The sequence below is a fragment of the Mucilaginibacter arboris genome (genome assembly GCF_009754915.1).
GTDB classification, from domain to species: Bacteria; Bacteroidota; Bacteroidia; order Sphingobacteriales; family Sphingobacteriaceae; genus Mucilaginibacter_A; species Mucilaginibacter_A arboris.
This window is the reverse complement of record NZ_WPIK01000016.1, coordinates 37,602-62,156: the sequence shown is the minus strand read 5'-3', so window position 1 is coordinate 62,156 and position 24,555 is coordinate 37,602. Positions and strand designations below refer to the sequence as shown.

The window sequence follows — 24,555 nt, the reverse complement described above, 5'->3', positions numbered from 1 at the left end:
AAATGTCAACAGAACAAAAACCCGAAACATCTTTGCTCCTAAAGTTACAACGTGTTGCTGAGGGTGAAAAAGTAGAATTAACAAAAGAAGAGGCTATTATTTACGGTGTTGATGTAGCCGACCTACTTCCGGACGAGGATATCGAAGAAAGCGAGGTATAAATGGCAACAGAAACTAAAAAACTCCATGAGTTGGTTGCCGATAAAATAATCGAGCAATTAAAAGAAGGAATAGCGCCTTGGCAAAAGCCGTGGAATAGTACAGGAACTGATTACAAAGCTCCTTATAACGCTGTTACTAATAAGGCCTACCAAGGTTTGAATGCGCTATACTTAAACCTGTTTAGTCCCTTTGATGATCCGCGCTGGGCAACTTTCAAACAAGCAGAAGGCCAAGGTTGGCAAATCCAAAAAGGCGCAAAAGGCTTTATGATCAACTTTGTTAAAACTCATGTGCTAAAGCAGAAGTTAGACGAAAACAAAAAGCCGGTACTGGACACTTCAGGAAAGCCCGTTAAAATTCAAATAGAATTAAAGTTTCCTATTGTTCAAAAAGCCTGGGTTTTCAACGCAGAACAAATTAAGGGTATCGGGCCGCAGCCGATAGTTAATGAAGAAAAGAACAGTTTATGGGAAAAGCTTATCAGGGCAGAAAACATCTTCAAAGCATCCGGCGCTAAAATCGACCACGTTCCCGGTGATGCTGCATTTTATACGCCACTTCACGATAAAATTCAAATGCCCAAGCGAAATCAATTTGAAAGCTCTGATCGGTATTACTCCACACTGTTACATGAACTGGGGCACTGGACAGGCCATCCTTCGCGACTTGATAGAGAGTTAGTAAACAAGTTTGGCACGCCAGACTATGCAAGGGAAGAATTACGTGCAGAGATCGCTTCCATGATCTTGGGCAACGAACTTAAAATAGGCCATGATCCAAAACAGCATATTGCTTATGTAGATAGCTGGATCAAAGTCTTAACTGATACGCCTTATGAAATACATGCCGCCGCCTCCGATGCACAGAGGATATATGATTATGTAATAGGTTTAGAGCAAAAGCAGGAAATAAGCATTGAAAGGGCAGGTGATAAGACACTTGGTTCAAACAGTTTAATTGCTGGCCAAAAGATTAACTACGGTCCCGATACCTATGAAGTGCTGAAAGCTGATGAACAAAATTTTCTCGTTATCAATCTCCAAAATTTGCATAAAATCCAGCTAACCGACAAAGACGGCTTATTTAAATCTTTAATTAAAGCATCGTCGGAACAAGAATTGGTTGCAGAGCAAACCAGCACAAACCTTATATCAAGAAACCTTAATAGTATTTCGACCGAAAGCGAAATAACACCAGTAAAGAGTACCAATTTATACCGTAAACCTTAAAAACCAGCTTAATTTTATGAAACAGGATTTAAACAAACAGTTACCCTTAGAGGATCTTAAAAGAGTAGGATTAGTAACCGAAGGCACTTTAACTATGGAGTGGGAAAACGTAAATGCCCTGAAACGAGGCAATATGACCAACCTTGTAGAATTAAAGAACATCAAAGGGGATTACGGCTTTAATATTGATGCTATGAATGCCCGTCTTTCGGTTGTAGATGAAAACGGGACTAATAAACTTCGCATCGACCCCGTATATAAGGATGTGCAGCCGCATCCTCTTTTATCGCCTAAAGAGCACGATCAACTAACAAATGGCGAAGTACCAAACGTCAAGAAAGAAAAGCTTGACAAGGAAGGAAACTCTGTTACAGAGGTTATCGAGTTTGACGGGCTAACCAACCAGTTTATTAGTTACGACCCGCGAAAAATAAAACTTCCGGAAGCTATCAATAACGAAACTCTCTCTCCGGACAAAAAAAGGAAATTAAGAGAAGGTGAAGCTATTGTATTATCGGACGGCACCGAAGTTCAGTTTCGTTCCTCAGATCAAAACGGCTTCCGATCAAACCGCAACGCTATGGTTTTATCGCTTTTATTGGACAGTGGTTTAAGCTACCTTTTAATTACAGGAGTTGGCAGGCTTATAGGTAAAGAAACACCGGAAGAGAAGAATTATTCAAAAGGTTACCTAACAGCTCTAAACGAAGTGGAAAAACAGCTAGAAAGTAGAAAAAAGAGCTTTCCAAACGATCCTACAATTACAAAGGGGATCAACCAGGTAAAACATGAATTCAGTAAAGCTTCTCACTCGTCCCCTGTTGAGCTAGATCAATTAAGCGAAAACCATACAGAGGAAATAAAAAATGTGCTTTTTGAAACTGATAATGAACTTCACAAGAAAGACTTGTTAAAAGATGATAAGCAGCCTGCAGAAAAAACCGGAAGAACAAGATAATTTTTCATCTCCGTTTTTGAATAACATAGGCGTTGGATATAATATCCAGCGCTTTTTTGTTTCTTACATAAGTATTGACAATGCCAGCAGGCTTGTTTTTGATTATTCAGATCCTGACTGTCTAGTAGCTGATACTGAAAAAATAGGGTTTAGTACCTACAAATTAGCGTGCTCTGCAGGTATTTGGATTGCTGGTAACCCGATCATCCCAAAAGAAATATTCCTTTTCTTTTCTGGTATTGAAGCTATTGCTTTCACGGCCTTTTCTTATTCTAAGTACAATTTTACCGATCACTGTTTATTGGTTTCGTTGGGGGTTAAACCTTCAAAATCCCAGATCTTATTCCTTAAATCAACTTATAAGAATGCTAATTTCCACACCGTTTTCGGGAATGATATTATAGGCCGCTTATACGATTGCAAGGTTTCATTGTGGCTATCAAATAAGGATTGCGTGTTTTATCTTGAAAAGGGTTTTTTCAAATTTACTGCGCCTGATGATATAAAAAACCAAAAGGTTACAGTTATTGAACGGCGCGAGTTCTGCTATTCTTCTTTTTGTCGCGCTTTTGGAAAGAGGCATAACATAGGTGTTCACAAACCTAAAAATCCTTTAGACAACTCCTTTTTTGAATCCATAAAAAGAATCAACAATTATATATCTATATAATCATATAAATATATTTTCATATATAAAAGCATTTCTTTCCAAGCCGTTCTTTGGGCATCCCTATGCTCGTTGGCCTTTACGGGCTATCCGTTCATATCTTTTTCCCACAACATCACCACGTCGCAAAAAGGATAACCACTCCTATCCCTGATGCACATTTTAAAGGGTTCTCAAACATAAAACATTTAAAAAAATGGAAATAATTTCTAATCCGGTTCACGTTATTCAAGGGACTCCCGAACAAAAAGCGATGTTTAAAGCATCTTTAGAACAAAAGGGAAAACTGGCTTCAAATCACTTTCAATTAAGCGATTTACAAGAACAGTCAATACCCAGTGTGATTGATAATCTAAACCTAAATAAGCAGGATAAAGCGAATCTCCTGTTAAACTCTTTTACCCCTAATGCAGAAGTATCCTATTTTGTTGATGAAAATGGCTTTATTAACCGGCATTTTCTAAGCAAGGAAACAGATAAGGAAAAGAGATTTATTAAATTTGACGATGTTAAATTTGATATGAAGAAAACTATCCCAAACCAAGAAAATTTTGAATACCTTAAAAGAACGTTAAAATACCTTGGTTTTGGTGAAAATCTCAGTTCTGCCTTAGAGGCTAGACTAAAAGAAGGCAAAGACAAATTTACGCTTGGTGCCTCTGCTGTATTTGATACAGTCGCAACAAAGGATATTGTAAACTACGAATTACGTTTTAGCAAAAGCTCTACCACTGATAATTATTTTCTAAACAATTACCAGGCTGTACTTGAAAAAGGATCGACGACCGGCAAGGCCTACAAGCCGATCAGTCAGGTATTCGAGTTGAATAAAGGAAATGATATCACGGCTAAAGAAGCATACAATTTACTTTCAGGAAGGTCAATACAAAAGAAAGCAGACATTCCTAATAAGTTATCAGTCTTTTCCGGTACTAATGAAATAGCAAAAGTTTTCAAAATCTCAGAAGCTAAAGCTAAAATACAGGAACAGGTTAAGCTGGACAATCAAACGACTTACACAGTCAAGGCAAAAGACCATTCAGTTTCACGGAACTTTGATAAAACCGGCAACGAATTACCGATAACCACCACCGATAATAACCTACAAGCGATTCATTATTTATCCAGGAAAACAGAAGATGGAAGCCGTGTTCCTACGAACGGAGCTGCTTATGAAATTGATGATCTAAAAGCCGTTCCTGCAATCGTTAAAGATTTAATGAAAGATAAGAACACGCAAAACGTTACAATAGTAGATAATGGTGTTCCTGTTATGAAATTTGATGCAGCCGGTAAAGAGGTTGACTTAGAACCTACAACACGAAAAGAAGATGTTTGGGTTAAACTGGATTTTGAAAAGAGAAATGAACAAGGAAACTTCCCACTCAAGACTTATTTTCAAACCTACGGCTTTGACCTGGAAAAATCGTTAAGCCTCCAACCTATAAAGGAACTAACTGATCCGGAGAAAAAAGACAGGTTACTATCTTCTTTACGAAGAGGAAACCTTCAATCCGTAACGATTGAGAGGAACGGTGCCGAAGAAAAAGTATTTGTAGCTGCCAATCCCCAATACAAAAATTTAAGCCTTTTTGACAAGGATTTAAAACCCATAATTGAAAAGCCAGCAGAAAAAAAGGCAGGAGATCAAGCCAACGAAAACTTTCAAAAAAGCCGTTAATAAGGTTCACTCCTTTTTTCTTTTTGCTGTTTTAAAACCAGGACGAGACGTACACCATTCGCCCTCCTTTTAAGAAAATACACTTCCCGGTCGAAATACTATTAAGGTTTATTAGGCTTAATCTATAAGCGTTTGAACCCATTTTTATCATTCCAGATCAGCAAAAAGAAAAAACGTACATTTAATTTTTAGTTTTAGTTTTTAGATTTACTTTTCTTAACATATAATTATATCTTTATATAATTATATGTTTATATAAAACAAGTATATGAATAATACCACAGTTCATAAAGAAGACCTTAGTTACAATCTATCCAGAGTTGACAGAAGTATTGCTGATAACCTAATGGATATTGACAAAAGCTTTGGAGGTGATGCTCAAAACGTTTTAGATTTCATACTTTTCATTAGTAAAAAGCTTAATAGTAACCTGTTCGGATACACTAAATTCACGATTAAGGAGTATTGCGACTTCACAGGAATGAATCCGGCTAACCTTTGTTGTATGCATCCGGATATAGCAAATGGCTTAGCTAAAGCTCCAGTTTACGAAGGACATAAATTTGAAAGTGTTTTGGATTATACATTATTCAGGATGCTTAAAGAAAATATTATTTTTTCAAAGGTTATTAGTTACAGGGATGATGGTAATATTCTTAAACTCGAAAACTTTCCAATTTTAAAAGACATCTATCTGCAGAGTGGTAATATTCTTGGGACAAAAAAAGTATATGAAGTAAGGCTTTCAGATGTTATTATTGATGGCTTTGTGGGCCGATACTACAACCTTGACACCGCTAAACTACCGCAGATAGCTAAAGGGAAAGGTGGCCATAGCAGGAAGAAGGTTTATGTTTGGCTCAATAAAATTTTCCATGTGTTTTCTTCCCAGGGTGGCAAAGAAGAAATCCCATTGTATTCTGTAGATTTTTTAGCAGATCTAGCCGGCGTTAGGTTTATGAAAGAGCCTGATAAAAAGGGGATGCCTATTGAAAAAGAACCTAAACATAAAAAAGAGGCTGTAAGTAATATTCTTAAATCCATCCATAAAAACATTAATGCTGATAAAAGTAAAGTTCACTTCTCATTTGATTACAAATTTGTTAGCGGTCATTCTGACAATAAATATCTGGAAGATTACTTTGTTGAATTTGATTTTAAAACAAACCTGCATCCTTCAATTGTAAAGCAGCTGAAAACTAACCATAACTTAAAAATTCTTCTTTTAAGGGAGCTACGAAACTTCTTTGATTTCACCTATCCTATTGAACGGTTAAGTAAAATTACCGACTTGGAGAATGAGAAAGATAGCTTCCAAAGATGGCTTAACAACAGTAAGGCCGATGTAGAAAAGAAAGTAGAAATCATTAAAAATATCTATTTTAAAGCCAATGGATGGGACAAAAAAAACCAGTTAAAAGATAGTGAAGCATTGAGAATGATTCATGAGGGCTTTATTGGCATACACCCTAATAGTATTTCGACTGACGATAATAGTATTTCGACCCACCTTAATGGTATGCCGACCGCGAAGTAAAAAGCCTAATTTCTTTTCGACTTACCTTAATAATATTTCGACCGCAGCCCAAAAACCATTATAACTTTTCGACCTACCTTAATATTATTTCGACCGATCTTGCAACCTTAATAGTATTCCGACTGCAACTAATATGAAAGAGCCTTTTTTACAGCTAAAAAGGTTCTTTTTTTTGAGGACCCTAATAGTATTTCGACCATATTACTATATATTAATAACATAATCTATATATAGCAAGCTTCTATGAAAATTCAACAAACAGCAAAAAGAAAAAAATAACTAAAGTTTTAGTCTTATCTGATACATGGGTATTTATATACCGGTAGTTCCCTGGTTAAAATATTTTATTACACTCAGTTATTAAGGATTAAAACTGATGTTTTTACCGTTTCTTTTTTGAAAGCCCAGGAGAAATTATTGAAACAAACAAAATCCATATCCCAATTGCGAGAGCAATTAAAAACGTCGGATGTTTGGATCCTAATGCACCGATCATTAAGAAGAAACTTACCGTTACAGCTAATAAGAATTTTCCAAAGCCTGTCATATTTTACTTCTTTAGTAGTGATTATAAATTTAGTACTAAACGACACCTATTAATAATCTATTGCGTTATTTCAACTATTATACAATTATATGAAAATATAAATATATAATTATATAATTATATATATTGCTTATTATAGGTTTTTTATCAAACTAATCATTCCTCGTTATGAACAGGTATCCATTTAAACAATCAAAAATTTGCTACATGAAAGAATTTACAATTGGCGCTTTAATAGTGCTGTGTTTTTTGTGCTCCTGCAATGGTACATCCACAGGAATAATTAAAAAGCCAAATTCATTAACCATTGCTGATTCCATCAAGAAAACAGATACTCCGAAATTCCATAAAAAACCAATTCATAAAAATAAAAACGAAGATCAAACTGACATGGATATTATGAACAATATTTTGAAAAAGAAAAAATCAATAAAATAACTAAATTTATATGTTTATATAAACATATATTTATATATTTGTATAAATAAGAGTTGTTTAATATGTTTTTGAGCACGGTAGGTTTATAGTTATTACATTAATAAGCTCGTTAAAACCTGATGTCTGGAATTAGAGGTTTATTCTGGTTTATTTTCTTTTTGCCTTTATACAAAACACGTTACACTTTTTATTATCGATAGCATTTGAATGTACTCTTGACAATGGGAAACAACTATTCAAAACTGATAGCTGAGGCAAGCAGGATAAAAGAAGAAATTCCGATTTTGGATTATTTTTTTCAGCTTGAAAGTAAAGGGGCCTTGCGGTATGAAGGGAAGAAAGGTAAAGAACATTTCTTTGGTTTTGATAACCAAAAGACCGGCTCCATTAGCATAAGAGAGACAACAAATTTATGGTATGATCATGCCATAGGTGATGGAGGTGATATTATAAAAGCTGTTCAAAAATTCGAGAACAAATCTTTTGTTGAAGCAGTCCAAAGATTAAGTATTAACTCGGATATTGTAATTGATGCTTACAAATCTTTCCTAAAGAAGAACGGTGAAACAAATCTTGAAATCGAAATCATTGAGGTAAAAAATAAGGTTCAACATCCAGCACTTATTACTTATTTAAAAAGCCGAGGATTAGATATTGCTGATATAATAGACACCGCTAAAGAAGTACATTGGTCAAATGGCAAAGACGTTTTTTTTGCAATAGGCTTTAATAATCTAAACGGTGGTTATGCAGTAAGGTCAAAGGTGTATAAAGGTAATTTAAAGGCAGGAGGGATTTGCGCCTACACAATTGGAGGTAAGCCAGAAAGCATAAAGCTATTTGAGGGATCTATGGACTTTGCAAGCTATAGGCATATTAAACCAGAAGAAAGTTTTTACGTTGTAATTTTAAATGGTACTGGTAACCTAACAGAAAAACTTTGCAAAAAGATAGATGTAAAATCTATTTCTGAAAATCTTCCAGTTCATTTATATTTCGATTGTGGACGTGAAGGAGTAGGAGGGAAACATGCCACGAAAAGAGGCCTTCAACTAATAAAAGGAGCAGAAGATAAAAGTGCTTTCTACGCAGAAAAAGGGCTTAACGATGTGAACGACTTTTTACTTTTCCAGCAAGGCAGCGGCGATAAGAGAAAAATATGATCTTGATTTAAAATCCCTGTCAAAAAAGTACATTTTTTTTGACAGATTCCTACAACAATAAAGAGCAGTATAACTTAACCGACCCAGTTTAACATTGATTGTATTCGGCCGTAATTTATAGTAAGGTGTTTAGTCATCTTATTGAAATCAATACCGGCTTGAGTTTAATGTAAAGGTGGTTGCCGCAAAAGTATGTAAAAAGAAGTTGGAGGAAAAGCAAGTAAGCATCTCTTCTAACAGCCCATTACTCATCTTTTTCTCCTGCTCATACTGATCGTTTTACCCTCCCGTCGCTGAATTACGCTCCCTTACCCCAAATACTTTTTTTCCACATTTCAAACCTTTTGATAAAATAGTTAGTATAATTGCTAATATTATTAGTAATTATAAGGCTATGGAACAGGCAAAAAGGGATATTATTGCCCAACTCCGGAAGGACATTTTACTGATGGAAGGCTTTAAGCCAGCTACGGAAGGCGCTACAAGTGCCTTTGGCCTTGGCCCTATTGAAGCCGCTTTTCCAAACGGCGTTTTCCCTGCAGGTTCGGTCCACGAAGTATTAAACCTGGAAGCGGAACATACCGGGGCAACAGGTGGGTTTATTGCAGGGTTGCTAAGCGTCCTGATGCGTTCGGGCGGCCCCTGCCTGTGGATCAGTACCTGCCGGAAGCTTTTTCCTCCTGCATTAAAAGCTTTTGGCGTAGAACCGGAGCGCATTATTTTTATTGACATAGATAGGGAAAAAGATGTTTTGTGGGCGGTGGAAGAAGCTTTAAAGTACAAGGGACTTGCAGCCGTTGTAGCCGAACTCCGGGAACTCAGCTTTACCCAGTCCAGGCGTTTGCAGTTAGCAGTAGAAGAAAGCCGCGTAACAGGTTTTATTTTGCGCCATGACCCACTCAAAATTAGTCCGACCGCCTGCGTTGCCCGATGGCAGGTAAAGCCCCTGCCGAGCGAAACCGAGGACGATTTGCCAGGCGTGGGCTACCCGCGCTGGCAGGTAGAGCTGCTCAAAGTACGAAACGGAAACCCTGGCACCTGGACGGTGGAATGGTCGGAAGAAGGGTTTAACGTTTTGCCGGCAGCTGAAGCCATAACAGAGGAACAAATATTAAAGTTCGGATAAGATGGCCAGACGATTTGCTGCAATATGGTTTTCTCATTTAACCACTGACTGGATGGTGATCCGTAAACCTGAACTAAAGGCCGTGCCTTTTGTCTTTGCCTTGCCGGATCGCGGGCGGATGAGCGTAACAGCGGTAAGCAAAGTAGCAGCAGCAGAGGGGATAGCGTTAGGAATGGGTGCGGCAGATGCTAAAGCTATTTGTACCGGTCTACAGGTATTTGATGACAAACCGGAACGTGCGGCAAAATTATTAAAAGGACTTGGCGAGTGGTGCATCCGGTATTCACCCATCGTTGCAACCCACCTTCCGGATGGCCTTATTTTGGATATAACCGGGTGTACCCATTTGTGGGGCACAGAGCACGATTACCTGAAAGATTTGGTAAGCAGGCTAAAAGGTAAAGGTTATGAAACCCGCGCCGCCATAGCAGATACGATAGGTGCCGCCTGGGGCGTTTCGCATTTTGGACGGCAGCAAATAACAATCATTGATACCAGTGCCCATATTTCGGCCTTGCTCCCTTTGCCGCCTGCTGCCCTGCGTCTGGAAGAACCCGTTTTGCAGCGTCTTAAAAAGCTGGGGTTTTACCAGATTAAAGATTTTATAAAGATTTCCCGTTCAGCACTGCGCAGGCGTTTTGGAGAAGCCTTCCTGCTTCGCTTGAGCCAGGCCATGGGCCAGGAAGAGGAGGTCATCAAACCCTTGCAAATTGCCGTACCTTTTCAGGAACGCCTGCCCTGCCTGGAACCCATACGGACAAAGAAAGGGATCGAAATTGCGATTAGAAGGCTGCTGGAAGCACTCTGCCAGCGTCTATGCAAAGAAGGAAAAGGTCTGCGGACAGCAAAATTGACCGGTTATCGGATGGATGGCCATATAGAGCAGGTAGAGATCGGAACGAACAAGGCAGCAAATCAAATCGAACACCTTTTTAAACTGTTTGAACTGAAAATAGCTTCTATTACGCCTGCCCTGGGAATCGAACTGTTTGTCCTGGAAGCGCCGGAGGTAGAAGATTCGGAACCGGTACAGGAGGCCTTGTGGGCAGGAAGCCCTGGCCTCGACGATCAGGAACTGACCGAGCTACTCGACCGGTTAGCAGGTAAACTAGGAGCAAAAAGTATTCATCGGTATCTACCCGATAAGCACTTTTGGCCGGAACGAAGCGTTAAGCACGAAACATCCTTGCAAGCGAAAACAGCAATTAGCTGGCAAACGTCCAAGCCACGTCCTGTGCAGCTATTGCCCCGTCCGGAACCTGTTTTTGTAGCCGCGCCGATTCCCGATTACCCGCCTATCGTGTTCCGGTATAAAGATAAGGTTCACGCCATCAAAAAAACGGACGGCCCAGAGCGGATCGAACGGGAATGGTGGATGGACGAAGGCGAGCATCGGGACTATTACATCGTGGAGGACGAGGACGGGCAACGCTTCTGGCTTTTCCGCTTAGGACATTATTCAGGAGATAAAACGAATGACTGGTTTTTACATGGTTTTTTTGCTTAATAGGAGAGGGGGGTAAGCCATGGGTTATACAGAATTACAGGTAACATCCAACTTTAGCTTTCTCAGGGGCGCTTCACATCCGGAGGAACTGGTAGAACAGGCAGCAGCACTTGGATATCAGAAAATTGCCATAACAGACCGAAATACATTATCCGGAATTGTCCGGGCACATGTTGCAGCAAAAGCAAAAGGGATTACCCTTATCCCGGGTTGCAGGCTTGACCTCGTGGACGGGGTTAGCCTGCTTGCTTATCCAACAAATAAAGATGCTTACAGCAGGTTATCGGCCCTGCTGACCAAAGGAAACCTCCGGACAGAAAAAGGGAAATGTGAACTGTATAAAGCGGACGTTTACGAACATGCGGCAGGTATCAAATTTATTGTCCTGCCGCCCGATGAACTTGGTTCCCGGTTTGATTTTGACGATTCGTTCAAACTGGCCGTCAAAGAGTACCATGATCATTTAGGGACAGACCTATATTTGGGTACTACGCGCGGCTACCAGGGAAACGACCATAAAAAACTGCACCGTTCTGCGCAGTTGAGTAGGCGGTTTCATGTCCCCCTGGTTGCCTTGAACGATGTGCATTACCATCAGCATGACCGAAGGGAGTTGCAGGACGTACTGACCTGCGTAAGGGAAAAATGCACCATCTACGAAGCCGGCTTTCTGCTCCACCAAAACGCGGAGCGGCACCTGAAACCAATAGAGGAGATGCTCCGCTTGTTCCAGCAATACCCGGAAGCAACGGATAATACCCAGGAAATTGCTGATGCCTGTACATTTTCCCTGGATGAGCTGAAATACGTTTATCCTGAGGAAATATACGGTAATGGCCGAACTCCAATGGAAGAACTTATCCATCTTACCTGGGAAGGCGCAAAAACTGCTTTTGGCGGAAATACGCCCGAGAAAATAGTCGCGACCCTAAAGCATGAGCTAAAATTCATTGCAGAAATGGACTATGCCAATTACTTTTTGTTTGTGCATGATATTGTCAGGGAAGCAAGAATCAGGGGAATCCTTTGCCAGGGACGTGGATCAGCGGCGAATTCTGCCGTTTGTTATTGCCTGGGCATCACTTCGGTTGATCCTACCAAATTTGATTTGCTTTTTGAGCGTTTTATTTCCTCTGCCCGTAACGAACCGCCGGACATTGACATAGATTTCGAACATTCGCGCAGGGAAGAAATCATGCAATATGTTTACGAAAAATACGGCCGGGACCGCGCTGCCATCGTTGCGACCGTTACCACCCAGCACCAGAAAGGCGCAATCAGGGACGTGGGTAAAGTAATGGGGCTATCACTGGATACCATTAGCCGTCTTTCTGCTTCCCTGGGACATTTTACGGACGAGTGGTTTTCACCAGAGCGGCTTCTGGAGCAAGGGCTGAACCCGGACGATCCCTTGTTACGGAAAACGCTGGAACTAACAGCGCAAATGCTGGGTTTCCCAAGACAGTTAGGGCAACATACCGGAGGTTTTGTTGTCACGGAAGGTAAGCTCTCTGATTTATGCCCGGTCATGAATGCCAGGATGGAAAACCGGACGAATATCGAGTGGAACAAGGACGATATAGATGCACTTGGCTTTTTGAAAGTGGATGTGCTGGCGCTTGGAATGTTGACCTGTATCCGGAAAGCTTTTGATTTATGCAAACAGCATTACGGGCTTGACCTTACCCTTGCGAATATCCCGCAGGATGACCCAAAAGTTTACGTAATGGTCACTGCTGCTGATACCATCGGCGTTTTCCAAATCGAAAGCAGGGCGCAGCAGTCCATGCTGCCACGAATGAAACCCAAATGCTTTTATGACCTCACGATTGAAGTGGCGATTGTCCGACCGGGGCCGATTGTAGGAAACATGGTGCATCCTTATTTGCGCAGGCGTAATGGAGAAGAGCCAGTAGTGTATCCTTCTAAAGAGCTGGAAGAAATCCTGGGTAGAACATTAGGCATTCCTCTTTTTCAGGAGCAGGTGATGAAAATCGCCATTGTTGCCGCAGGGTTTACGCCCGCTGAAGCTGACGAACTGCGCAGGAGCATGGCCACCTTTAAGTTCAAGGGCATGGTCAACCGCTTTGAGCAAAAGTTAGTGGATGGCATGGTTGCAAAAGGCTACGAGGAGGACTTTGCAAGAAGGATATTCAAGCAGCTCGAAGGCTTCGGTAGTTATGGTTTTCCGGAATCTCATGCGGCCAGTTTCGCATTATTGGTTTACGTTTCGTGCTGGCTGAAATGCTATCACCCGGATGTTTTCACAACTGCCCTTTTAAACAGTATGCCCATGGGTTTTTATCAGCCTGCACAGCTCATTATTGATGCCCGGAATCACGAAGTTGAAGTCAGGGCCATAGACATCAACCATTCCCACTGGGACAACCTGCTGGAAGAGAAACCAGGAAAAACCAGGGCCATCCGCTTGGGCTTTCGCCAGATCTCGGGTATCAGGGAGGAAGACATGGAAACACTGGTTGCTGGCAGGTTAAAAGGTTACCCGAGTATTTCGGCACTTTGCGAGGCTGGTGTTTCGCTCGCGGCGCTGGAAAAATTAGCTGATGCAGATGCTTTCAGGTCCCTGGGCCTTGACCGCAGACAGGCTTTATGGGAAGTATCGGCATTGCAGGACAGGCCGACCGGGGCCTTTACCGGACAACCCTCAGAAAGTGTGCTGGAAACCCAGGTGTCCTTACCGCTGATGACTTTGGGCGAACATGTGGCGCAGGATTATGCCAGTACCGCGCTATCGCTCAAAGCCCATCCGCTCAGCTTTATGCGGGAAAAGTTAAGACTGCTTCATGCGCTGTCCAGCAAAGAGATCACCGAAATCAAAGAAGGCACGCTCATCAAAACGGCGGGGTTAGTAACCGTCCGGCAGCGTCCGGGGACAGCCAAGGGTGTGTGTTTTATTACTTTAGAGGACGAAACAGGGGTCTCGAACCTGGTTGTTTTTGCAAACCTGTTCGAGAAATACCGCAAAGAAATTAATGGTTCGCCTGTGCTTCTGGTAGAAGGCAAGCTGCAGCGCGAAAGCGGCGTTACCCATGTCATTGTTACCCGCTGTTTTAACCTGGCGAAGCTTTTCAAAGGAATTAAGCTTCCGCTGAAAGAGGAGCCATCACTATTTACAGCAGATATAGAGGTAAACAAGGAAAGCCTGCCCAAAGAGTTGAGCAAAGAAAGCTATCCTACCGCCCGGAACTTTAAGTAGCCCCTTACGACCAATTACAAACTTAGCTCGAAGGCGGGCAGGTCTTCATAGGCAAAAGGCGCGGTCGGATCAAGGGAGGCCCTGAATTCTTTAGAAATCGTACAGGCATCCATTTCCCGGTAATCGTACTGGTAAGACCCGATCTGCTGAATACGCTCTTCGCTTAGCTCGCCAAAAATCCACTCGTAGGCAAGCTCGTCCGGCAGGATGGTTGGCATCCGCTTTTTGCTATTGTGGATCTGTTCCATCAATGGGTTCGCCTTGGTTGTTACGATAGCGAAAGTATCTACTGTTTCCCCTGTTTGGGTATCTATGAAGGGTTGCCAGATGCCCGCCATGTAAAAGTATTCGTGTTCCTTAATCGTGATGTGGTAAGGGTAGTTAATGGTCGCTTTTAAAGGCAGGCCCGTTTTCTTGCTTAAAGGGTTCACATGGCGCCACTCAAAAAAGCCGGAAGAAAGCACCAGGCAACGCCTTTTCAAGGCTGCTTCCCGGTATATTTTACCTGGCTTGAGCATTTCTTCTGCTGTTGAGTTAAGCGTGGTGAGGGGCGGATGAAATTTCCCTGCGCTGTCTTTATAACCGAGCCGCATTTTACCAAGCTGCTCCCGGTTCCGGATATAAGCAGGAACAAAGCCCCATTCCATCTGCACAATATCGAAATCTATTTCGCCCTCTTTTGGTCTCACTACGGCATTCAGGCTGTAGTCAAATCCCGTACTTAGCTCCTTGTTTAAAAAGTCAAAATCCTTGAGCGCTTTTTCCAGTTGCAGCAGCTTTAAAAACTCTGTCTTCGATACCTTTTGTCCGTTGTAGTAGCACATAATTTACTTTTTTAATTTCTCCTCAATAAGCTTTCCAAAAAATTCGGCTTCTTTTTGTCTTCCTTGGGGAACAGAGGTCCAAAACGGGCGGCCGTTCGTTAATGATTCTATAACCACAAGAGGTGGCCGTGTATCGGAGAATACAATTCTAAAAATTTCACTCGAATTAACGATATGGCTGGTAACTTCCAGCGCAAGTTCATTAACCTCAATTTTAAAAGCTTCACCTTTTTGCATACAACCAAATTATCCTTGTGAAATTAGTTGTATTTTTTTTCAATATGAAACCCGATCTCCAAAATTATAGCTTCAGGAAGATGATTGCCGTCTGCCTGTATCCAAAAAGTGGATTCGTCCATTTCCACCTCGCATTCGTACTTACTATCAAACAGCACCATATAGTGCCCATCATCATCAAACACTTCGCAGTAAATGTTCCTGTCCTGGTATTCTAAAATAAAGCCTAAAGAATCAGTAGTCATCATTGAAGGATCATATTCTGCCGTTTATGATTAGTTGAATTTTTACCTTTATACAGCTCAATCAGCAAACAAGTTTTCTTGAACCGGTTTCCCTCACAAATCAAATTCAAAAACAACAGCTTTTACCTCTAAACACGGCTGCTTCTTAAATTTTTCCATAGCTAATTCTTTTAACCTTCCCCCGTTTTCTGTTCCATCTGGGAAATGATCTTACCCACCTCTGTTTCAGTGGCTTTCAGCTTTGACTGGCAGAAAGAAACCAGCTCTGCTGCTCGTTTTACTTTTTCCGCCAGCACATCTACGCTGACTGATTCCGTTTCTATTTCTTTTGCTATTTGCGAGAGTTCCTCGAAAGCTGCTTCATATGTTAAATTCAGTTCCGTCATGGTTTTCTTTTGAGGTTACTGTTGCAACCAGTTGCTGCTTTGCAAGGATAACAGTTATTTCTTCTCCTAAGTTAATCCCGTCCGCATTACCCCTGATTTTTCCTTTAGCCTTTACGATGGCAAAGCCTTTTGATAGGATGTTTTCAGGAGACATCAGTTTAATCAGTGAGGCGTAGTGCGAAAGCTTGTTCTCCTGGCTTTTTGAGTATAAATTGCTAAAAGTCTTTAAGTTCCGGCAAATTATGGATAGCTCTGCCTGATGCTTGTAAAGCATTCCTTTGGGCTGAATGGAAAGTTTGCTATATAGATTGTTCAATCCAGTCCTGTGCCTGTATAAAATGCTTTTCGTGGTATTGATCGTAATTTGGTTATTTCTGACCAGTGCATCCTTGTGGCCAGTGATCATGCTTCGCGTGTTATTTACCAGGCTTGTCCGGATCATGCTGAGCTTCCTGTTTTCGGCTGAAAGCAGCTGCTGGGATTTAATCACCATGTTTTTTTGCAGTTGCAGCAGCTCCTGTTCAAACCCCCGGTTATGGGCAATAATAAATTCAGCAGCTTTAGTCGGCGTTTTGGTAGCCGTGTGGGCCGCCAAATCTGTCAGAGTTTCGTTCTTTTGGTGGCCAATACCGGTAATCACCGGAATGGGGAAACGAGCAATAGCCCTTGCTATAGCATAATGGTCAAAAATCAGAAAGTCTGTTTGCGCACCTCCACCTCTGATAATAACCAAAGCATCATAAGCTACGCCTGACTGGTACACAGCAACAATTTTATCTACTAATTGCCCGGCATTATGATCTCCCTGGATGAGTGCAAAGTAAGGATCTACACTAAAGCGGTACCCCCACCCATTATTTTCCAGCGTATGCTGAAAGTCCTGAAAACCGGCAGAAGTGCTGGAAGATATAACTGCAATTCGCTGAATAACGCGGTTTAAAACAAGGCCCTGGTTGCTGGTTTTTAACCTGCCGTCCTCGATCCTGATGTGCTCCGGGTTGTCCCTGACCAGGCGAAGCAGGGTTGCCTGCCTTTGCTGTTCGAGCACACCGAGTGTAAAGTTAATATCAATATCCTGCAAAGTAAGCTGTAGGCCGTAAGCTGCCTGATATTTGACCGTTACTTTAACCAGCACGTTTAACCCGCCGGTAAACCGCTGCCCGGTTGCCTTTTCAAATTCGGCGATCTTTTGTGATCCGGTTCCCCAGGCGCTGCCCGAAAACTTGGCCAGGAGCACGCTTGTTCCTTCCGCTTTTTCAACCAGCTCAAAGTAGTGGTAGTCTTTCTGGGATTTATAAGTATGGTTAGTGACATCTGCAATCACCCAGAAGGAAGTATAGCTAAAAGCTTCTTCTATCGCACGGCTTACCCTTGCCGATAGTTCGGAAAGGCGGATGCTGCCAGGCGTGGCTACAGGGTAACGGTTGCTTGCTTCCAAATTAAGGACGACGTTGTTTATTTTTCTTTTTGCTGCTAACCAGCTGTATTAAGGCTCCGGTTATGATTTTCAAGAATGGCATCATGCAGGGCATTTTCCAAAGGAAGGCAGAATTCAGGACAGGCAGCTCTGTCCATGATTTTGAATCTGTTTTCCTCGTTTACCTGCATATGGAAACGCTTTTTAACCCCCTCATACATTACATATACCTGGTAAAGCTGAAGCCTTTCTGAGTTCATGGTATTAAAGGTAAACGTTACGCCGTTTATTTCCTTGACAAAGGTTGAAATCATACAACGAAGGTAGAAACGAAAAATTAATTGAGGACTAAAGCATGAATGCGAACCTTTATATTTTAGTTCTTAATTGAAGTAACCTGGTAAGTATAATGGATATTTAGAATAGTATCAAACAGCAAAACGACAAATAGACTTATAATTACCTTTATGTTAAGTAAGCTGATATTCTAGTTAAAGCTAAGATTACACCTTTTTACCACATAAAATTTAAGAAATAAAAAAGGGAAAGCATATTGCTTTCCCTTTTTACTGTTTCAGATTTCTCTTAAAATACTATTTAAAAAACCCTTTTTGTTCTTCTTGAAAAGCCGTCTTGTTATCTTCCAGCCAGTTATAAGCGTACGCGGCGACTTCCTCCCATCCAGGCTCTCCGCAGATATAGTGTCCTCGGTTTGGAAATTCTTTGAAGCTGGTTATGCTGCCCTCGTCCGTATAAGCCTTGGCATTTTTCTCTGTCAGTGAGGCCGGAATGATCTGGTCCTTTTCTCCGGCGATCAGAAGCAATGGAGCATGCGCCAGTTCTACATCAAGTTGTCCCGCTTCTCCCATGCAATCGCGCAATACATTCCTGCTGTCATGTGTAGCAAACTCCTGGTAAGCCAATTTGGTTTCTTCTGGGTCCATGGTATTGCAGAAGGTTTCCTGAAAGGTTTGCCCGTCCATTTCAAACGGCTCATTGCCTTTAAAAGGATTGGCAATAGCTGCACTATTTTTAAAAAAGCCCCAGTCAAAATCTAGCATCGCATTGGGTGCAACAGAATCGATCGCAACACCGGCTTTGACCATTTTCCGGTTCACCAGTAGTTGTACGATTAGTCCGCCAACGGAATGTCCTACCACGATTGGCTTGTCGTCCAGCTTCAAAATCATTTCTTCAATCTTTACGATAATGTCGTTCAGTTCCAGGTCCCCCAGTCCTGCCGGCGGGTTGGCGCGCAGGTCAGCTGGCTCTCCTTCGTGCAACGGCCAGGCCGGTGCCAGGCAGTTGTACTCCTTTGCTTCGAAATAAGTGATCCATTTTGCCCAGCTTTTTGGATTCTGAAACATACCGTGGATAAATACAATTGTGCTATTCATTGGTATCAGTTTTTGGAAAATTAAGAATATTGTATTTTAAGGCACATCATTTTTCAACTTGGCTTTTGTTAAGCTCCTAACTCATGAAGGATCCTCGTTGTTATAGCCACATGCTCTTTAAAAACAGCTAATGCAAGTGTTGCCAGGTGCCTTGTCTGAGCCTCTGCTGCGCCTGCCATTTTCCCTTTACCTAAGTAATCCTGGGCAAGGTCACGTAAAAATTCATGGTTTTCCAGCTGTGCGCCTATATAGGCTTTATCAAAAGCTGACCCTGCCGGAGCTGCTTTAATTTTAGCGAGTGTGGCTTTTGCTTTGGCGTCCATTGGTGGTACCGGCGTGCCCAAATCCTTTAAAACACCCGTTACAGCGATTGCTTCTGTCAGTTCAAATCCGGCAAATTCTTTGGCGTTTTTCTGGGCAGCTTTACTTACTGCAATCTGGCTGGTAGCGAGTGAAAGTTCAGCAGGGCCGAGCACCTTCATCCGAAATTCCTTTTCATTTGCTGCTGTAGGAACCTCAGTCAATAGCATTGGTCCGTTATCGTTATCTGTGCTAAAAGAAGATAACAAGCTGGTGACACCAGACAGGCCTGCTGTCAAGGCCAAGGTACCGGTTAGGGATTTTTTGACGAAATCACGTCTTTGAGACGAAGTTGAGTTTTTGTTCATTTTATCGGTTTAATAATTTGTATAGTTACAATAGGTTTCCCGGGAGAATGTTTGATAGAAGGAATATTAGTATCTTCTCTCTTGAAATTCATATTTATAGATTTGATGCAAATTTGCTCGACCTTTTATCAAAACCAGCAGTTAGCTAGCTACGCCCGCTGCATCTATGATTGCCGCAGTCTTTTCCAACCTAAAAAGGTTCGCCTGCTCTCGGGCAATAGCCATGACCCAGGGTAAAAGGTTTTCTTTTTGCTTTAAGTTCGTGCTATAGGTTTTACTGACAATGACGAGCGTTTTAACCAGTATTTCATCTGCCCGTTCCTTTTCCCGAACAATACGGAAAATGGCAAGTATCAGCGGGGCAACGTACCGGTCATAAAGCGCCATCGTTCCGGCGATAGAATCCGCTTCCAGCAGGCTTATTATTTCGGTGTCAGATAGGGAAATAGTTTCGGTACGCACTAATGGGACAGATAAATAGGCTATCAACTGGATACGGAAACAAAAACACCCGGTTACAAATATTAATTGAAAGTTTCTGGTTTTTTTAATCCCCGTGTCAGAACAGGGCCAACACAAATAACAGAAAACAATATTGCTAGTCATTCTAATCCGTTCTCCGGTATAAGTTCCAATGGCGTAGATTCAGCAAGCTGCTGTTTGGTAAAAAACCTTGAGTTGTACTTTTCGGCCAGGTTCCTCGCATCCGGTCCTGCAATAATGCCTGCGCCTTTTACGGTAGAACCAATCACGATCCCTGCGCTGATCAGCACCAGGTTTTTGATAATGTATTGTCCTTCCATCGTAGGTATAAAAACGGAATGCGCAAATATTTCATTAGGAAAGAACAGCATGGGTAAAAATGTGCCTGCCATTTGGAAGTAAAGCAGCAGCAGGGTGGTATCCAGCAGCCAGCCGGTAAGCAGGCCGATGCCGATCAGTGTTTCCCAAGTGGCCAGAACATAAACAGAAATACCGGGGGGAACAAGCCCGAAAGTAAGTTTATAAATCGTCCGCGACGCGAGTTCTTCTGCTGGGCTTAACCCGTGAAAAAATTTCAGGATACCGAACCAGAAGAAAATGATGCCAAGGGCAATGCGCAGAATGGTCAGCCCATTCCTGACTTTCCAGGAAACCATTCTCAGTTCGAGTAAACTTAACTTTTTTGCAATAGACACGTCAGTAGCGGTTTAAGTAATATGCCAAGGGGCATGTAAACAGATGCATGAGTTACGCGTATAACTTGTTCTCGGTTTTAAGTAGAGGTAAATTATTTACATCAGACGATAAGGATACTTGCTTATTTCCGGAAGGTACTATTTTCAAGTTCTGCTGTTCAAAGCTTTTCACTTTTCAACAGGAGCCTACATGAAAAAAGCTTAGCGTTGCAAATTTTAGAAATACAGCCTACAACAAAAGCATTGCTGCAAGTGGGCAGACAGCACGCAGCATCAGCAGTTGTAAATCTACTCAGCTTCAGTTCCAGCGTGATTGAACATTATCGGGCAGTAATATAATTATCAGCAATCCATCATTAACTTAGCTTTGGTATCGGTTGATAAGATAGTATTATCAGGCCGACTTCAATATCTGTTTGTTGGCGGTAAATTCAGGACGTTTAACAGTAAAAAAATGATGGCAAAGTTGAATTATCGAAATGCTACACAGGCTGAACTAATAAAGATTGTTGAGATTTATAATTCAACAATACCATCACGGATGGTGACGGCCGACACAGAACCTGTAACTGTTGGCAGCAGGCAAAAATGGTTTGACGAACATAGTTCCGAGAAAAGACCTCTTTGGGTTATGGAAAACACGTTTAATCAAATTATAGGTTGGGTAAGTTTTCAATCGTTTTACGGAAGACCTGCATATGATTCAACTGTTGAAATAAGCATTTATCTGGAAGCAACCGAGCGAGGCAGGGGCTTAGGTAAAGAAATCCTTCGATATTGTATTGAGAATTCAACCCTGCTTGGTATCAAAACATTGCTTGGATCTATTTTTTCACATAACGAACCAAGTTTAAAGCTGTTTAAACATTTTGGCTTTGAAGATTGGGCAACACTTCCTAACGTAGCTATTCTCGATGGACAAGAAAGAAGTCTAAAGATACTTGGAAAATGAATTGCTTAGAGGGCAACTGATGCCTTTTTCTACCTGCCTTATAATTTATCTTATGTTAAGTAGGAGAAATTTAGACGTCTTTTTTCAAAAGTGACAAATTGCATAATAATACCGTGTTCATAATCTCATCTCATTCCATTAATAAACTTTTCCACGAAACTTATGACCTTTCCTAAAATCCGGTCTCCGGTTTTTTTGCGCAGTAAAATTGAAGGTTTATCTCCTTTCAGCAGCTCCAGCACTTCATCACGCAAAGGTTCCCGTTCTGCATAAAGATAATCTTCAATTATTTTTTCGGTTCTATCTGCGGAAAGGTTTTCTTCTTCTACTAGTTGCTCAAAAGCTTTTTGTTGTTCCTTGTTCCAAAACTTTTCAAATGCTTCCGGTATATCGTCGGTGTTTTGCAAAACAGGTAAATTATCCTGAATAAACTTTTCGATCAGTTCTCGTTTGCTTCTTAAAGGTGCTTCTGTATTTAACAAGTTAAATATTTCCTTTTCAACCTGGGTTGTATCTTTTTTGGAGTTTGCTTTGAGCTTGATAAGCAGCTGGATAATGTAATTAACGTTAATTTCATCACGATGAATCAGCTCCAGTTCAAAGTCCACATCTTCTAAAATAGAAACCTTTTCTTTCTGGTCATTGCTTTTTGCCTTGTCGTATAAATCCAAATACTTGCTTTTGTAGTCCTCAAAAAGCTGTTCGGGCATTTCCACGCTATCCATGTCAAAATCGGCAAAAGCAGACAGAATATTTTTGATACGCATCAATTCGCGGAATGCTTTAACAAAGGCCAGTTCCTCATCTTCGCTTTGCAAATCATTAACACTGTTTACGGTAGGTGTTATTTTCAGCAGTTCATTATAAGCAGTATTGAATTTCTCTACGTAGTCTTCAAAAGGAGCCATGATGATTTCTTCAATCGCTTCTTTATTAGAAAATAAAGTGATCGCTTCATCCGTAGCATCTTTCAAGTTCCGAAAAACCACAATGTTGCCCTGAGATTTCTTTTCATCCAGAATACGATTGGTGCGCGAATAGGCCTGAATCAAACCATGGTACTGCAAGTTCTTATCTACATAAAGCGTATTTAAACCAGGGCTATCAAAGCCTGTTAAAAACATGTTGACCACAAACAGGATATCGATCTTCTTTTCCTTTACCTTCTTGGAAATATCGTTGTAATAGTTGTAGAAAGTTTCGCTATCTCTCGTCGAAAACTTGGTGTCAAACAACTGATTATAATGAGTAATAAACTCATCCAGCTTTTCGCGGGTGTGTACGTTCAGTCCGTATAAAACCTTTGGTTCTTCTGCAACCGAAAGTTCTTCGGGAATAAAGCCATTCGCATCGGCATCGTCTTCATTTGCTGCATAACTAAAAATGGTTGCAACTTTTAAACTGTGTTCGCCTGCTTCTTTTTTACGCTGGAAGATGTCGTAATATTTAATCAGCGTATCAACGCTGTTAATGCAGAACATGGCCGTAAATGCCTGACTATGCGTTTTACGGTGATGATTGGCAATAATATAATCTGCTATTTTTTCCAATCGCAATGGCGAATCCATTAACTCTTTGGTGTCAATGTCTTCTACTTCAATATCTACTTCGGTCGCAGTATCTTTCCGTTTGTACCTGCCTACATATTCAACCGCAAACTTCAATACGTTTTCGTCCCTGATGGCGTCCGTGATCACGTATTTGTGCAAGCATTCACCAAACAGTTCTTTAGTGGTTCTTTTGCCCAGTTCGTTTTTTACAGCATTATCAGCAAAAATGGGCGTACCGGTAAAACCGAACAGCTGAATATTGTTAAAAAAAGCTTTAATCCGGTTATGTGTTTCGCCGAACTGACTGCGGTGGCATTCGTCAAAAATAAAAACGATGCGTTCATCCTTTAGCTTTTCCATCTGATCCAGATACTGCTTTTTGCTGATAGCTGTATTTAGTTTTTGGATGGTCGTTACAATCAGTTTGGTATCGTCTGTAAACTGTTTAACCAATGCTTTTGTATTGTCTGTTCCGTCTATGCTGCCTTTGCTAAAGCTGTTAAACTCTTTAGTGGTTTGATAATCCAAATCTTTCCGGTCAACTACAAAAACTACCTTTTTAATCTGCGGCAAGCCAGTTAAAATCTGACTGGCTTTAAAAGCAGTCAAAGTTTTGCCCGAACCGGTAGTATGCCAGATGTAACCGTTTTTGTTGCTGTTTTTAACCCGGTCTATTAAAGCTTCTACCGCATAATACTGGTACGGGCGCAACACCATTAAGACCTTGTATGCTTCGTTTAGCACGATATATTTACATATCATTTTACTGATATGGCAAGGCTCTAAAAAATCTGTTGTAAAACCGTTGAGGATATTGGTTAAACGCTGGTTTTCCCGGTCAGTCCAGTAAAAGGTTTGCTTAAAGGTCTGCGTTTTGTTGTTGGCGTAATACTTGGTATTTACACCGTTGCTGATGACAAATACCTGCACATATTGAAACAGTGCCGCACCTGCACCAAACGAGTGGCGTTGGTAACGGTTAATCTGGTTAAAAGCTTCTTTCAGTTCCAGTCCGCGCCGTTTCAGTTCTATCTGTACCAAAGGCAAACCATTTATTAGCAGCGTAACATCGTATCGGTTTTTGTATTTGCCTTCCATGCTTACCTGCTGGGTTACCTGGAAACGGTTCTGGCACCAGTGCTCGGTTTGTAGAAACTCGAAATACAGGTTATCGCCATTATCTCTAACCAGATGCTGCATTTCGCGCAGCATTTTGGCCTTCTCAAATACAGAACCTTTGCTTAGCAGATTAAGAACCCGTTCAAATTCTTTTTCTGTAAAATGAATGTTGTTGTGCTGCTCTAACTGTGCTTTTAAGTTGGCTAACAAATCCTGTTCATCTTTCAGTTGAACAAAAGCGTAACCCAGCTTTTGCAATTGTGCTACCAGTTGTTCTTCCAGTATTTGTTCGGGCTGTTTACTCATTGGTTTGGTAGAAGCTTTGAATGATGAAGGCTTTAATTTGAATA

23 protein-coding genes are annotated in these 24,555 nt (G+C 41.3%); 12 read left to right on the top strand and 11 right to left on the bottom strand.

All coding sequences use genetic code 11. The annotated features are described in order from the left end of the window. Positions 1-2 precede the first annotated feature (2 nt). From GO621_RS15930 to GO621_RS15880, 11 genes are all read left to right on the top strand, one after another. Entirely contained in the window at positions 3-161 is a 159-nt protein-coding gene (locus GO621_RS15930) for a hypothetical protein (RefSeq protein ID WP_157568833.1), read from the top strand. Further along, complete coding sequence (locus tag GO621_RS15925) at positions 162-1,391, top strand: ArdC family protein (RefSeq protein ID WP_157568831.1); 1,230 nt, start codon at positions 162-164, stop codon at positions 1,389-1,391. A gap of 16 nt (positions 1,392-1,407) precedes the next feature. Continuing rightward, a complete protein-coding gene (locus tag GO621_RS15920; protein ID WP_157568829.1) occupies positions 1,408-2,349 on the top strand; it encodes a DUF4099 domain-containing protein in 942 nt (313 codons plus the stop codon). Beyond that, positions 2,309-3,019 carry a hypothetical protein gene (locus tag GO621_RS15915; protein ID WP_157568826.1) on the top strand — a complete coding sequence of 237 codons (711 nt, stop codon included), beginning with the start codon at positions 2,309-2,311 and terminating at the stop codon, positions 3,017-3,019. Before GO621_RS15920 ends, GO621_RS15915 begins: the two co-directional genes overlap by 41 nt. Positions 3,020-3,212: 193 nt before the next feature. Then, positions 3,213-4,697, top strand: coding sequence for a hypothetical protein (locus GO621_RS15910; RefSeq protein ID WP_157568824.1), 1,485 nt, complete (start codon positions 3,213-3,215; stop codon positions 4,695-4,697). 268 nt (positions 4,698-4,965) lie between these two features. Next, a complete protein-coding gene (locus tag GO621_RS15905; protein WP_157568821.1) occupies positions 4,966-6,234 on the top strand; it encodes a hypothetical protein in 1,269 nt (422 codons plus the stop codon). Positions 6,235-6,988: 754 nt separating this feature from the next. Beyond that, entirely contained in the window at positions 6,989-7,219 is a 231-nt protein-coding gene (locus GO621_RS15900; RefSeq protein ID WP_157568819.1) for a hypothetical protein, read from the top strand. A gap of 221 nt (positions 7,220-7,440) precedes the next feature. After that, positions 7,441-8,382 (top strand): CHC2 zinc finger domain-containing protein, encoded by a 942-nt coding sequence (locus tag GO621_RS15895; RefSeq protein WP_157568817.1) that lies wholly within the window; start codon positions 7,441-7,443, stop codon positions 8,380-8,382. Between the two features lie 394 nt (positions 8,383-8,776). After that, complete coding sequence (locus GO621_RS15890) at positions 8,777-9,508, top strand: ImuA family protein (protein ID WP_157568815.1); 732 nt, start codon at positions 8,777-8,779, stop codon at positions 9,506-9,508. A gap of 1 nt (position 9,509) precedes the next feature. Continuing rightward, complete coding sequence (locus GO621_RS15885; protein ID WP_157568813.1) at positions 9,510-11,015, top strand: Y-family DNA polymerase; 1,506 nt, start codon at positions 9,510-9,512, stop codon at positions 11,013-11,015. A gap of 19 nt (positions 11,016-11,034) precedes the next feature. Then, a complete protein-coding gene (locus GO621_RS15880; RefSeq protein ID WP_157568811.1) occupies positions 11,035-14,232 on the top strand; it encodes an error-prone DNA polymerase in 3,198 nt (1,065 codons plus the stop codon). Positions 14,233-14,246: 14 nt separating this feature from the next. Here the strand turns inward: GO621_RS15880 and GO621_RS15875 are convergent, their stop codons facing one another. The 10 genes from GO621_RS15875 to GO621_RS15830 form a co-directional block, all read right to left on the bottom strand. Then, positions 14,247-15,056 (bottom strand): SOS response-associated peptidase, encoded by an 810-nt coding sequence (locus tag GO621_RS15875; protein WP_157568809.1) that lies wholly within the window; start codon positions 15,054-15,056, stop codon positions 14,247-14,249. Positions 15,057-15,059: 3 nt separating this feature from the next. Further along, the gene (locus GO621_RS15870; RefSeq protein ID WP_157568807.1) at positions 15,060-15,293 is read right to left on the bottom strand and encodes a hypothetical protein; all 234 of its coding nucleotides are present in this window, start codon (positions 15,291-15,293) and stop codon (positions 15,060-15,062) included. A 23-nt stretch (positions 15,294-15,316) separates the two neighbouring features. Further along, the gene (locus GO621_RS15865; protein ID WP_157568805.1) at positions 15,317-15,541 is read right to left on the bottom strand and encodes a hypothetical protein; all 225 of its coding nucleotides are present in this window, start codon (positions 15,539-15,541) and stop codon (positions 15,317-15,319) included. A gap of 167 nt (positions 15,542-15,708) precedes the next feature. Beyond that, entirely contained in the window at positions 15,709-15,924 is a 216-nt protein-coding gene (gene xseB, locus GO621_RS15860) for an exodeoxyribonuclease VII small subunit (protein WP_157568803.1), read from the bottom strand. Continuing rightward, positions 15,899-17,362: an exodeoxyribonuclease VII large subunit gene (gene xseA, locus GO621_RS15855; RefSeq protein ID WP_157568801.1), complete on the bottom strand. Its 1,464-nt coding sequence runs from the start codon at positions 17,360-17,362 to the stop codon at positions 15,899-15,901. The genes xseB and xseA overlap by 26 nt, the downstream gene beginning before the upstream one ends. Positions 17,363-17,397: 35 nt before the next feature. Next, the gene (locus tag GO621_RS15850) at positions 17,398-17,601 is read right to left on the bottom strand and encodes a hypothetical protein (protein ID WP_157568799.1); all 204 of its coding nucleotides are present in this window, start codon (positions 17,599-17,601) and stop codon (positions 17,398-17,400) included. A gap of 333 nt (positions 17,602-17,934) precedes the next feature. Further along, positions 17,935-18,738 (bottom strand): alpha/beta hydrolase, encoded by an 804-nt coding sequence (locus tag GO621_RS15845; RefSeq protein ID WP_157568797.1) that lies wholly within the window; start codon positions 18,736-18,738, stop codon positions 17,935-17,937. A gap of 68 nt (positions 18,739-18,806) precedes the next feature. Then, positions 18,807-19,406 (bottom strand): DUF4142 domain-containing protein, encoded by a 600-nt coding sequence (locus GO621_RS15840; RefSeq protein ID WP_157568795.1) that lies wholly within the window; start codon positions 19,404-19,406, stop codon positions 18,807-18,809. A 141-nt stretch (positions 19,407-19,547) separates the two neighbouring features. Beyond that, complete coding sequence (locus GO621_RS15835) at positions 19,548-19,895, bottom strand: hypothetical protein (RefSeq protein ID WP_157568793.1); 348 nt, start codon at positions 19,893-19,895, stop codon at positions 19,548-19,550. A gap of 113 nt (positions 19,896-20,008) precedes the next feature. Then, positions 20,009-20,584, bottom strand: a complete 576-nt coding sequence (locus GO621_RS15830) for a DoxX family protein (RefSeq protein ID WP_198170284.1) — start codon at positions 20,582-20,584, stop codon at positions 20,009-20,011. 367 nt (positions 20,585-20,951) lie between these two features. Between GO621_RS15830 and GO621_RS15825 the strand changes: the two genes are divergently transcribed. Next, the gene (locus GO621_RS15825) at positions 20,952-21,536 is read left to right on the top strand and encodes a GNAT family N-acetyltransferase (protein WP_232335679.1); all 585 of its coding nucleotides are present in this window, start codon (positions 20,952-20,954) and stop codon (positions 21,534-21,536) included. 125 nt (positions 21,537-21,661) lie between these two features. Here the strand turns inward: GO621_RS15825 and GO621_RS15820 are convergent, their stop codons facing one another. After that, entirely contained in the window at positions 21,662-24,511 is a 2,850-nt protein-coding gene (locus GO621_RS15820; protein ID WP_157568791.1) for a type I restriction endonuclease subunit R, read from the bottom strand. Positions 24,512-24,555: the final 44 nt, after the last annotated feature.

Coding starts and splice junctions, on each gene's coding strand:
- GO621_RS15865 (WP_157568805.1), bottom strand. CDS start 15,541: ATGATGACTACTGATTCTTTAGGCTTTATTTTAGAATACCAGGACAGG.
- GO621_RS15900 (WP_157568819.1), top strand. CDS start 6,989: ATGAAAGAATTTACAATTGGCGCTTTAATAGTGCTGTGTTTTTTGTGC.
- GO621_RS15880 (WP_157568811.1), top strand. CDS start 11,035: ATGGGTTATACAGAATTACAGGTAACATCCAACTTTAGCTTTCTCAGG.
- GO621_RS15895 (WP_157568817.1), top strand. CDS start 7,441: ATGGGAAACAACTATTCAAAACTGATAGCTGAGGCAAGCAGGATAAAA.
- GO621_RS15915 (WP_157568826.1), top strand. CDS start 2,309: ATGATAAGCAGCCTGCAGAAAAAACCGGAAGAACAAGATAATTTTTCA.
- xseB (WP_157568803.1), bottom strand. CDS start 15,924: ATGACGGAACTGAATTTAACATATGAAGCAGCTTTCGAGGAACTCTCG.
- GO621_RS15890 (WP_157568815.1), top strand. CDS start 8,777: ATGGAACAGGCAAAAAGGGATATTATTGCCCAACTCCGGAAGGACATT.
- GO621_RS15850 (WP_157568799.1), bottom strand. CDS start 17,601: ATGAACTCAGAAAGGCTTCAGCTTTACCAGGTATATGTAATGTATGAG.
- GO621_RS15920 (WP_157568829.1), top strand. CDS start 1,408: ATGAAACAGGATTTAAACAAACAGTTACCCTTAGAGGATCTTAAAAGA.
- GO621_RS15905 (WP_157568821.1), top strand. CDS start 4,966: ATGAATAATACCACAGTTCATAAAGAAGACCTTAGTTACAATCTATCC.
- GO621_RS15875 (WP_157568809.1), bottom strand. CDS start 15,056: ATGTGCTACTACAACGGACAAAAGGTATCGAAGACAGAGTTTTTAAAG.
- GO621_RS15885 (WP_157568813.1), top strand. CDS start 9,510: ATGGCCAGACGATTTGCTGCAATATGGTTTTCTCATTTAACCACTGAC.
- GO621_RS15840 (WP_157568795.1), bottom strand. CDS start 19,406: ATGAACAAAAACTCAACTTCGTCTCAAAGACGTGATTTCGTCAAAAAA.
- GO621_RS15845 (WP_157568797.1), bottom strand. CDS start 18,738: ATGAATAGCACAATTGTATTTATCCACGGTATGTTTCAGAATCCAAAA.
- GO621_RS15925 (WP_157568831.1), top strand. CDS start 162: ATGGCAACAGAAACTAAAAAACTCCATGAGTTGGTTGCCGATAAAATA.
- GO621_RS15930 (WP_157568833.1), top strand. CDS start 3: ATGTCAACAGAACAAAAACCCGAAACATCTTTGCTCCTAAAGTTACAA.
- GO621_RS15870 (WP_157568807.1), bottom strand. CDS start 15,293: ATGCAAAAAGGTGAAGCTTTTAAAATTGAGGTTAATGAACTTGCGCTG.
- GO621_RS15820 (WP_157568791.1), bottom strand. CDS start 24,511: ATGAGTAAACAGCCCGAACAAATACTGGAAGAACAACTGGTAGCACAA.
- GO621_RS15910 (WP_157568824.1), top strand. CDS start 3,213: ATGGAAATAATTTCTAATCCGGTTCACGTTATTCAAGGGACTCCCGAA.